6 protein-coding genes, 1 tRNA gene and 1 pseudogene are annotated in these 9,092 nt (G+C 63.2%); 7 read left to right on the forward strand and 1 reads right to left on the reverse strand.

Translation table 11 applies throughout. From position 1 onward, the window contains the following. Nucleotides 1-116: 116 nt before the first annotated feature. The 7 genes and pseudogenes from KIH75_RS05785 (at nucleotide 117) to KIH75_RS05815 (ending at nucleotide 7,856) form a co-directional block, all read left to right on the forward strand. Complete coding sequence (locus tag KIH75_RS05785; protein ID WP_236028074.1) at nucleotides 117-2,240, forward strand: serine/threonine-protein kinase; 2,124 nt, start codon at nucleotides 117-119, stop codon at nucleotides 2,238-2,240. 80 nt (nucleotides 2,241-2,320) lie between these two features. After that, on the forward strand, nucleotides 2,321-3,301 hold the full coding sequence (locus KIH75_RS05790) for a DsbA family protein (protein ID WP_219055828.1): 981 nt from the start codon (nucleotides 2,321-2,323) through the stop codon (nucleotides 3,299-3,301). 59 nt (nucleotides 3,302-3,360) lie between these two features. Continuing rightward, nucleotides 3,361-3,434: transfer RNA gene (locus tag KIH75_RS05795), tRNA-Thr, on the forward strand. A 318-nt stretch (nucleotides 3,435-3,752) separates the two neighbouring features. Further along, a complete protein-coding gene (locus KIH75_RS05800; RefSeq protein ID WP_219055829.1) occupies nucleotides 3,753-5,339 on the forward strand; it encodes an aggregation-promoting factor C-terminal-like domain-containing protein in 1,587 nt (528 codons plus the stop codon). Nucleotides 5,340-5,353: 14 nt separating this feature from the next. Then, nucleotides 5,354-6,181: pseudogene (gene rsmA / locus KIH75_RS05805) on the forward strand (16S rRNA (adenine(1518)-N(6)/adenine(1519)-N(6))-dimethyltransferase RsmA); the annotation flags it as partial. Between the two features lie 101 nt (nucleotides 6,182-6,282). Then, entirely contained in the window at nucleotides 6,283-7,227 is a 945-nt protein-coding gene (locus KIH75_RS05810) for a 4-(cytidine 5'-diphospho)-2-C-methyl-D-erythritol kinase (protein WP_219055830.1), read from the forward strand. Then, nucleotides 7,224-7,856, forward strand: a complete 633-nt coding sequence (locus tag KIH75_RS05815; RefSeq protein WP_219055831.1) for a LytR C-terminal domain-containing protein — start codon at nucleotides 7,224-7,226, stop codon at nucleotides 7,854-7,856. Before KIH75_RS05810 ends, KIH75_RS05815 begins: the two co-directional genes overlap by 4 nt. Before the next feature lie 115 nt (nucleotides 7,857-7,971). On the opposite strand, the gene KIH75_RS05820 is transcribed toward KIH75_RS05815, so the two are convergent. Next, on the reverse strand, nucleotides 7,972-9,092 hold a 1,121-nt coding region (locus tag KIH75_RS05820), incomplete at its 5' end, for a CCA tRNA nucleotidyltransferase (protein WP_219055832.1).

Here is a 9,092-nt window from a genome sequence, read left to right on the forward strand (position 1 = left end):
AAGAAGACATACAAAGTGACCCCCAGGGGTGTTCCCGATGCCGTCCCCGTTTTCTTTTCCGTTCCTTTGAATTCGCCTCATGCCCGCCGGGCCGCCCACCGCATAGACTGGGAGCCATGAGCGAAATAAGCGCGTTGAATCTCGAACCCGGCGATGCCGTGGGCGGCTACACCCTGATCTCCCGTCTCGGGTCGGGAGCCATGGGATCGGTGTGGCGTGTACAGGATGATGGTGGCCACACGTATGCGATGAAGATACTGCGGGATTCACTGTCCGACGAGGAGAACGCGCACAACGACCCGAACCTCAAGGAGAACGTTCCCGCCCGCGAGCGCCTGCGCCGCGAGGCGTTGGCGTTGCGCCGCATCCATAATCCGGGTGTCTGCGGCATCGTCGACATGGAGTTGGATGATGCGGTGGCGTTCATCGTCACGGAGCTGATCGAAGGCAAGAACCTGAAGGAGGATGTCGCCGCGAACGGCCCGTATGTGGGCAATGATCTCGAACGTCTCGCACGCAAGCTTATCGAAGCGGTGCGGGCCGTGCATAAGGCCGGCATCATCCACCGCGATATCAAGCCGACCAATGTGATGATCTCCGCGACCGGGCCGGTGCTGGTCGATTTCGGTATCGCCATGGGTGAGAACGAAAGCCATGTGACCCGTACGGGTCTGGTCATGGGCACGCCGGGCTTCATCGCGCCGGAGATCATCGACGGCGCGGATTCCAATGAGGCGACCGACTGGTGGTCCACCGCTTCCGTGCTGGCGTTCGCCGCCACCGGTTCGCCGGTGTTCGGCACGAAGCCGATGATGGCCGTGTTGGAACGTGCCGCTTCGGGCAATGCGAATCTCGCCGGCCTGCCTGCCAATACGCTTGCTGCGTTCCGCAGTGCGCTGCACCCCGATCCGTCGCGGCGTTGCACGCCTGAACAGTTGCTGCACGCCGTCGCATTGGATGCGTTGAACCCGTTCGCCTGGCATACTCCGGAATCCAGCGGTTTGTTCGATTCCACCAAGGGCGCGGACGCCTCGGAGGTGGTGCGCCCTTTTGACGTACCGCTTCCGGAGGGCATGAGAATGCCTCCGCAACAGTCGGTCACGACGAATGCCGTACCGCGTCGTTCCGCCGCGCTGAACCGGTTGGCGCAACGCAATCAGCCGGGTAATCTGCGTGCGGATTGGGATGGTGTGGGGACGGATGCCGATAATGATCCGGGGTTCGTCGCCGCCACGATGGCGTTGTCGCCCGAACAGTGCACGGTGGCGCTTCCCAGCGATGCGTTGGGGCCGGAGCAGGCCACGCAGGTTTTCGCCCGTACCCGGGTCATGCCCACTGAATCGCCTGCCGAGGCGAAAACCTCGGTTATGCCGGCGGCTGGTTATCCGGCTGCGCCGGGCGTAGCCACCTCGGCCACGACGGTTATGCCCGGCGCTTACGGGCAGCGGCAAACGGCCGCGCCCACGCAGGTCATGCGGCCGATGCAATCGTTGCCGCCGTTGCCGTCCGTACCGCCGTTGCCATCGGCACAGCCCATGCAATCCATGCCATCCATGCAGCCCGCGCAGCCCATGTCATCAGCGCCCATGCCGCCCCTAGCCCAGGAGCAGATTCAGGAGCAGATGCCGGCACAGCCGTTGCAACCGGAGGCCAACCCGGCGGACGTCAAACGCGGCAGATACCTGTCGCGCAGCACGCTGCCACTGGTGCTCATCGGTCTTGTACCGGCCGTCACGGCCCTGTTCAACCTGCTGATTGCCCCGGCCGCCGCCCTGCTGTTGTTCTGGCTGCTGTTCACGATCGGATTCAGCACCGAAGCGCAGTTGGAGCGCGAAGGCAAGCGCGGCGGGCGGCGCAAGGGGTCCGATACCGCAATCGGCGTGCTCTCGCTGCCGTGGCATGTGGTGCAGGGCGCGTTCCATGGCGTGATCCGCGTCGCGCTGTACACGCTCGTCTACGCCCTGTTGACCGTCATCGCCACGTTGGTGCTGAGTCTTCCGTGGCAGATGGTCCCCATCGGCGACATATGGCCGTACATGTTCCCCTATCTGACGGATAACGGCGTTCCCCTGTCGTCCACCGGTTTGGCGGTGACGTGCACCGCGGCCGCGGCCTGGCTGATCACCGCGTTCTGGCCGAACGCCCCGATGCTGCGCTTGGGTGCCGGCATGATCGGCAGACGCCGGACGCCCCGCCGCGCATCCCGTACCGCTTCATCCCCCGAACGGCAGTCGATCTGACCGTTCCGCAATCACGATATCGTTTTCATGCTTCGTGGACTACACTGGGCACGGAGCGAACATAAGACAAAGGAGCACGCATGTCCAATTCGGACAATCACCGTCAATCCCGCGCCGAACGCCGCGCGGCCAACGAAGCCGCGGCCAAGGCCGCCGCGGAACGTGCGGCCAAGGAACGCCGCCAGCAGACCGTCATCGGCGCGTGCGTCCTGGCGGTCATCGTCGTACTCGTCGCGGTGATCGCCCTCGCCATCTGGCAGCCGTGGAAGAGCAGCAAGTCCTCGGAGAGCAGCAATGCCAGCAGTCTGACCGTCAAGCAGGCGTATGACGAACTGCAGAAGGTCAAGAACAAGCCCACCACCGCGGACAGCAAGGGCGGCATCCTGATTTCGAAGGACGGCGTGGGCAAGAAGGTCGCGGGCGCACCCACCGTGGCCGTCTACATGGACTTCATGTGCTCCGGCTGCGGCAGTTTCAACCGTCTGGTCGACCCGACCTTGGAGAAGATGCTCGACGCCGGTCAGGTGAACCTCGAGCTGCATCCCATGTCGTTCGGCGACCGTTGGAGCAAGGACAACTACTCCACCAGGGCCGCGAACATGCTGCTGTACATCACCGAGCATGACAGCGATCCGAACCATATCCTCGGCTTCATCTCGAACATGTACGCCGACGACTTCCAGCCCGCCGAGAACTCCGGCGTCACCACTTCCGACGATCAGATGAAGAAGCAGGCCACCAAGGCCGGCGTGTCCGCCAAGGTCGCCGACGCCGCGGTCACCGACAAGTACACCGCCTGGCTGGATGCCATCGACACGTACACGCCGAAGCGCAGCGAGCTGTGGAACACGTCCGGCGATCTCAAGGGCCAGATGACCACGCCCACCATCACGATCAACGGAAAGTTCTGGGATATGAACGAATCCCAGTCCGTGTATTCCGACACCAAGACCGGTTTGCTGGCGGCTTTGGGCATCGACGAGGATAAGGTCGGTGTCGAAGGCACCATGCCGTCGATCGGCGCGAATGGCAAACCGATTGCCCCTTCAGCGGATAAGTAAGCGTTTCCATCCAGTGGAACTGATATGCTTCTCTGTGTCTGTGTGCTGAAACGCACACCGCCTCTTTAGCTCAGATGGCCAGAGCGGCCGCCTTGTAAGCGGCAGGTCGTCGGTTCGATCCCGACAAGAGGCTCTTACCCCACCTGGGGCTACAATAGAAGAACAGACGTCGCTCGAGTAAGAGTGAAGGGCCTCACCCCCTAATTCGGCCCTTCCATATGGGGCCAGAGCATCCCCCTAATCTGCTCTGCCCCTAAGAGGGGGCGGGAACATTCCCCTTCTCTCCCGCCCCCTCTTTCTACTTTCACCCCGTCCCACGCGGACGGGGTCTTTTTTTGTGGTGAAATGGCTTACACTCGCCGGTTCCCCGAGGAGACATCACTTCCTGCCATTAAGATTGGGCGCGGTATGCCCGAACGCCACTGACGGCGGGTCTGGAAAGAGGTTGTATATGGCACGGAGATGGACACCGCAACGGTTCATGAGAATGCGTCGCGTTCGTGTCGCCGTCTGCGCGATCACGGTCGCCGCTATGGCGGTGGCGACGTTCGCACTGACCACGCGCAAGGCCGTCGCGTTGAACGTCAACGGCAAAACCACCATGGTGACCACCTATGCCATGACTGTCGACCGTCTGTTGGAGGAGCAGGGCATCAACGTCCGTTCGCACGATCTGGTGCAGTCCACATCCGGCGGCAATCTGGCCGATCATGCGGTCGTCACCGTGCGCAACGCCTATCAGACCACGGTGAACGTTGACGGCGAGGAGATTCCGTTCTGGACGGTGGCGGACAGCGCCGATCAGCTGATCGGTTTCTTCAAGGCGAACGAGAGCAAGGCTTCCAGCATCACCGTCAACATCGATAACGTGTACAAGCAGCTCACCGGCGGCATGGTGATCAACCGCAAGGGACCGGTCACCGTGATGGCCGACGGCAAAAGCTCGCAGGCCCCGAACGGCAAGCTTCCGGCCGCTTCCATCCTTGATTCCAAGGGCATCACCGTGGGCAAGGAGGACCGGGTGAGCGTCACGGAAAGCGGTTCGGAGACCGTGCTGCGCGTGCAGCGCGTGACGCATGGGCAGGAGACGCGCACCAAGGTCGTCCCGTTCGAGACGCAGACCATCGTGGATTCCTCGCTGCAGCCCGGCGAGACGGTGATCCGCCAGCAGGGTGAGAACGGCGAGATCCAGCAGACGTACAGCGTGACCTATGTCGACGGTGTCTCCGACACCGAAACGCTGGAGAACGAGACCACCACCAAGGCGTCGGTGAACCAGGTGGTGGCGGTCGGCCCGGCGAAGGCCGAGACCGATGATGATAGCAAGGATTCCGGCGATGGTTCCGACACGGATTCCGGTAAGGATTCCAGCAAGGACTCCGGCAAGAGCGATGATTCGGATTCCTCGAAGAAGGACGATTCCAGCAAGAGCGATACCGACACCGGCAATGGCAAGTCGGATTCCAAGACGGATTCCGGCAAGTCCGACTCCGCTTCGAAGAGTGATACCGGCACCACCCAGAAGCCGAGCCAGAACACGAACCAGAATCAGAACACGAACCAAAACCAGAACAACCAGAACAACCAGAACAGCGGGCAGACCACCCAGAAACCGAATCAGAACACCAACAACAACCAGAACAACAGTCAGAACAACAACCAGACCACTCAGAAGCCGAGCCAGAACACCAACAACAATACGAACAGCGGCTCGTCCTCCAGCGGCCGCCTGTGGCACCCCAGCGTAGCCCAGGCGCAGGCGTACGCCGCCGCCGCGGCCGCCCAGCGCGGTTGGACCGGCGCGGACTGGGACGCCCTCGTCTGGATCTGGAACCACGAGTCGAGCTGGCTGTGGAACGCGGAGAACCCGTACTCCGGCGCATATGGCATCCCTCAGGCCCTGCCGCCCGATAAGATGGGCGCCGGCTACAGGGACGACGCCGCCGTCCAGATTGACTGGGGCTTGACTTATATTGCTGGACGCTATGGCAGTCCGAGCCAAGCCAAACAATGGTGGCTGCAGCATAACTGGTACTGATCGAAGGCTTTACGATGACCGATATTCCCGACACCGCATCGACCGCGCATCTTCTCGGCGCCGCCGATATCCGACGCATCGCCGACGAGGCCGGCGTAAGCCCGACCAAGAAGTTCGGCCAGAACTTCGTCATCGACCCGGGCACCGTCCGGCGCATCGTGCGTGAAGCGCACGTTCAGCCCGATACGCATGTGCTGGAGGTCGGCCCCGGACTCGGCTCGCTGACGTTGGCGATCCTGGAGACGGGCGCCACCATGACCGCCGTGGAGATCGACCCGCCGCTGGCCGACCGTCTCCCGCAGACCGTGGCCGAATTCATGCCGGACGCCTCCGGGCGCCTGTCCGTCATCAACCGCGACGCACTCACCGTGGGCCCGGAAACACTGCCGGAATTCGCGGACGGCAAGCCGTTCACGCTGGTGGCGAACCTGCCGTACAACGTGGCCACGCCGATCCTGCTGACGTTGCTGGAACGATTCAGCAATCTCGATTCCTTCCTCGTCATGGTGCAGAAGGAGGTTGCCGACCGTCTGGCCGCAACCCCCGGCAATAAGATCTACGGCACGCCCAGCGTAAAGCTCGCCTGGTATGGCGAAGCGAAGCGCGTGGGCACGATCGGACGCAACGTGTTCTGGCCTGCGCCGAACGTGGATTCCGCGCTCGTGCATTTCCGCCGTTTCGATACGCCCCGCCCGCAGCAATTGCGTGACCGCACGTTCGCGCTGATCGATGCGGCGTTCGGTCAGCGGCGCAAGACCCTGCACGCGGCGTTGAAGAAGATCGTTCCCGCCGAGGCCTTCAGCGCCGCCGGCATCGATCCGACCCGCCGTGGCGAAACGCTCACCATCGACGAGTTCATGGCTCTGGCCAAGGCCATCGAAGCCGGTTCCGGCACGGCGAACACGGCAAACACGGCAAACACGGCAAACCCGGAGGGCCGCGCATGAGCGACACCCCACGCAGCGTCGTCGTCGAATGCCCTGCGAAAACGAATCTCACGCTTGAAGTGGGCGAGCCCCGCAGCGAATGGGGAGGCCGCCACGAACTCGACACCATCTACTGCGCCATCAGCCTGACGGACACCGTCACCGTCACGGAGAAACCCGTCGACGCCGGGTTCTCGCTGGAACTCGACGGCACGCATCTGGGCGATCTGGCCTCCTCGCAGGCGGATATGCGCCGCAATCACGCGGTGCTCGCCCTGTTCGCCATGGCCGAAGCGGCCGGGCGCGAACCGAACGTCGGCATTTCCATCACGAAGCGCATTCCCGTGGGCGGCGGGCTCGCCGGCGGTTCCGTCGACGCGGCCGCGACAATTCTCGGCCTGAACGAATTGTGGGACTTGCACTGGCCTGTGGAGAAGCTGCAGCATGTCGCCGCCACGCTGGGAGCCGACATGCCGTTCTGCGTGGCCGGTGGTTACGCGCGCGGCACCGGTTACGGGGAACGCATCAGCATCTACTCCCCCGATTCCGCCGAAGCCCGGGATCTGCGCGACCGTGGGTTCGCCGGTCCGCTGCTGGTGGGCGCCTACCAGTCACAGCTGAGCACGCCCGAAGTCTACGCGGCTTTCGACCAGATCGGAGCCAAGCCGGGCGACGCGAATCATCTGCAGAACGCCACGATCAGCCTGCATCCGCGCAGTGGCCACGCCATCGACGACGCGCTGGCGGCCGGCGCATCCCATGCGTTCGTGTCCGGATCGGGCCCGTCGGTCATCGCTTTCACGCCCACGCCGGCCATTCGGCAGGCGGTTATCGAGGCTTGGAAGCGCAACGCGAGCGTCGACCGTATCATCGCCGCGAGCGCACCCGCGGTACCGTCCGTGAGCGTCACGGTAACGCGATACAGTGAAACAGCATTCCGAAGCGAAGGGACAACGCAATGACTGAGCCGTATGACGAACGTGCAGCCCGCAAAGCGTATATGCGCCGCCGCCAGACGACGGTGTTCACCATCACAGCCGTGATTCTCGTGGTCGCTTTGGTCGTGTCCTGCCTGGTCTCCTTCAAGGTGATCACCTTCGAGACCAATACGAAGACCGTCGCCCAGCCGAATTACGGCCAGGCGGTTCCCTGCGCCGCGAAGAACTCGGACGGCAGCGCCATGAAGTGGGCCGACAACAACACCGTGCCCGTACGTGTGCGCAACGGCACCGAGTTCGCAGGCTTGGCCAAGGCCGTCGGCGAGGCGTTGCAGGACCGTCAGTTCAATGTGGTGACGATCGACAACTACCCCAGTTCGAAGGTCAACCGCACCACCATCTATTTCGGTGTGAACGCCATCAACCCGGCCTATACGCTGAACGCGTATTTCAAGGATGCCGTCATGGTGATGGATGACCGTCAGGATCGTCTGGTCGACGTGGTGCTCGGCGCCACGTTCAACGATCTGAACAAGGAACGCGACGTCAAGAAGCAGGGCGATACGATCAAGGATTTCGAAGGCTGCAAGACAGTTGACGAGATGAACAAGCTCGGCCTGCCGAAGGCATCCGAGCACACCGCGGTCAACTGATCGGCACGCGAATCGCAAGCACGAGAAAAGCCCCTTCCCGCTCATGGCGGGAGGGGGCTTCGTCATAATGCCGTTTGCCGGATTTCGCCGCTTGGCGGCCGGAACCCGCGGGAAATCACGCCTCCTGCTGCTCGGCGTACCAGCGCCGCAGCTCGGCCACGGCGACGTCATGCTCCACCGGGCCGTTATCGAGACGGTAGTCGAGCATGTGCTTGTACGCCTTGCCGATCATCGGGCCGGGTTCGAGCCCCAGCAGGTCCATGATCTCGTTGCCGTTGATATCCGGGCGGATCGCGTCGAAGTCCTCCTTCTTCTTCAGCTCGCGCACGCGATCCTCCATCTCGTCCATCGCGCTGGAGAACACCATCGCCTTGCGACGGTTCTGCGTGGTCGCGTCGGCGCGCGTCAGGCGGTTCAGACGCTCGTACAGGTGCCCGGCGTCCTTCACGTAGCGGCGGACCGCGGAATCCGTCCACGGCTCGTCCACGTAGCCGTGGAAGCGCAGATGCAGGTTCACCAGTTCGCTGACGTCCTCGACCATGTGGTGGTCGAAGTGGAGCGCGCGCAGGCGCTTGCGGGTCAGTTTCGCGCCCACCACGTCGTGATGGTGGAAGCTGACCTTGCCGCCTGCCTCGAACCTTCTGGTCTTCGGCTTGCCGATATCGTGCATCAGCGCGGCGAGGCGAAGCGTCAGATCCGGGCGCGGCACGGGGCCGTTGTCGTCGGTTTCCAGCGCGACCGCACGGTCGAGCACGATCATGGTGTGTTCGAATACGTCCTTGTGGCGGTGATGCTCGTCGATTTGCAGTTCCAGCGCGGGAATCTCGGGGAACACGATGTCGGCCAGGCCGGATTCCACCAACGCTTCGATGCCGGCGCGCGGGCGGTCGGAGAGCAGCATTTTGGTGAGTTCGTCGCGCACGCGTTCGGCGGAGACGATGCGGATGCGATCGGTCATGTCGTACATGGCTTCGGCGGTTTCCGCTTCGATGGTGAAGCCCAGTTGGGCCACGAAACGCACCGCGCGCATCATGCGCAGCGGGTCGTCGTCGAAGGATTGACGCGGGTCGACCGGCGTGCGCAGAATGCCTTTGGCCAGGTCGTTGGCGCCGCCGAACGGGTCCACGAATTCCAGGTCGGGCACGCGCAGCGCCATGGCGTTCACGGTGAAATCGCGGCGCGACAGGTCGCCTTCCAGCGTGTCGCCGTACGCCACTTCGGGTTTGCGTGAATCCG

It is taken from the genome of Bifidobacterium pongonis, assembly GCF_019331805.1.
In the GTDB taxonomy this organism is placed as follows: Bacteria; Actinomycetota; Actinomycetes; order Actinomycetales; family Bifidobacteriaceae; genus Bifidobacterium; species Bifidobacterium pongonis.

What these genes read in the sequence shown, in the direction of transcription:
- KIH75_RS05815 (WP_219055831.1), top strand. Translation starts at nt 7,224, where the DNA reads ATGACTGAGCCGTATGACGAACGTGCAGCCCGCAAAGCGTATATGCGC.
- KIH75_RS05790 (WP_219055828.1), top strand. Translation starts at nt 2,321, where the DNA reads ATGTCCAATTCGGACAATCACCGTCAATCCCGCGCCGAACGCCGCGCG.
- KIH75_RS05785 (WP_236028074.1), top strand. Translation starts at nt 117, where the DNA reads ATGAGCGAAATAAGCGCGTTGAATCTCGAACCCGGCGATGCCGTGGGC.
- KIH75_RS05800 (WP_219055829.1), top strand. Translation starts at nt 3,753, where the DNA reads ATGGCACGGAGATGGACACCGCAACGGTTCATGAGAATGCGTCGCGTT.
- KIH75_RS05810 (WP_219055830.1), top strand. Translation starts at nt 6,283, where the DNA reads ATGAGCGACACCCCACGCAGCGTCGTCGTCGAATGCCCTGCGAAAACG.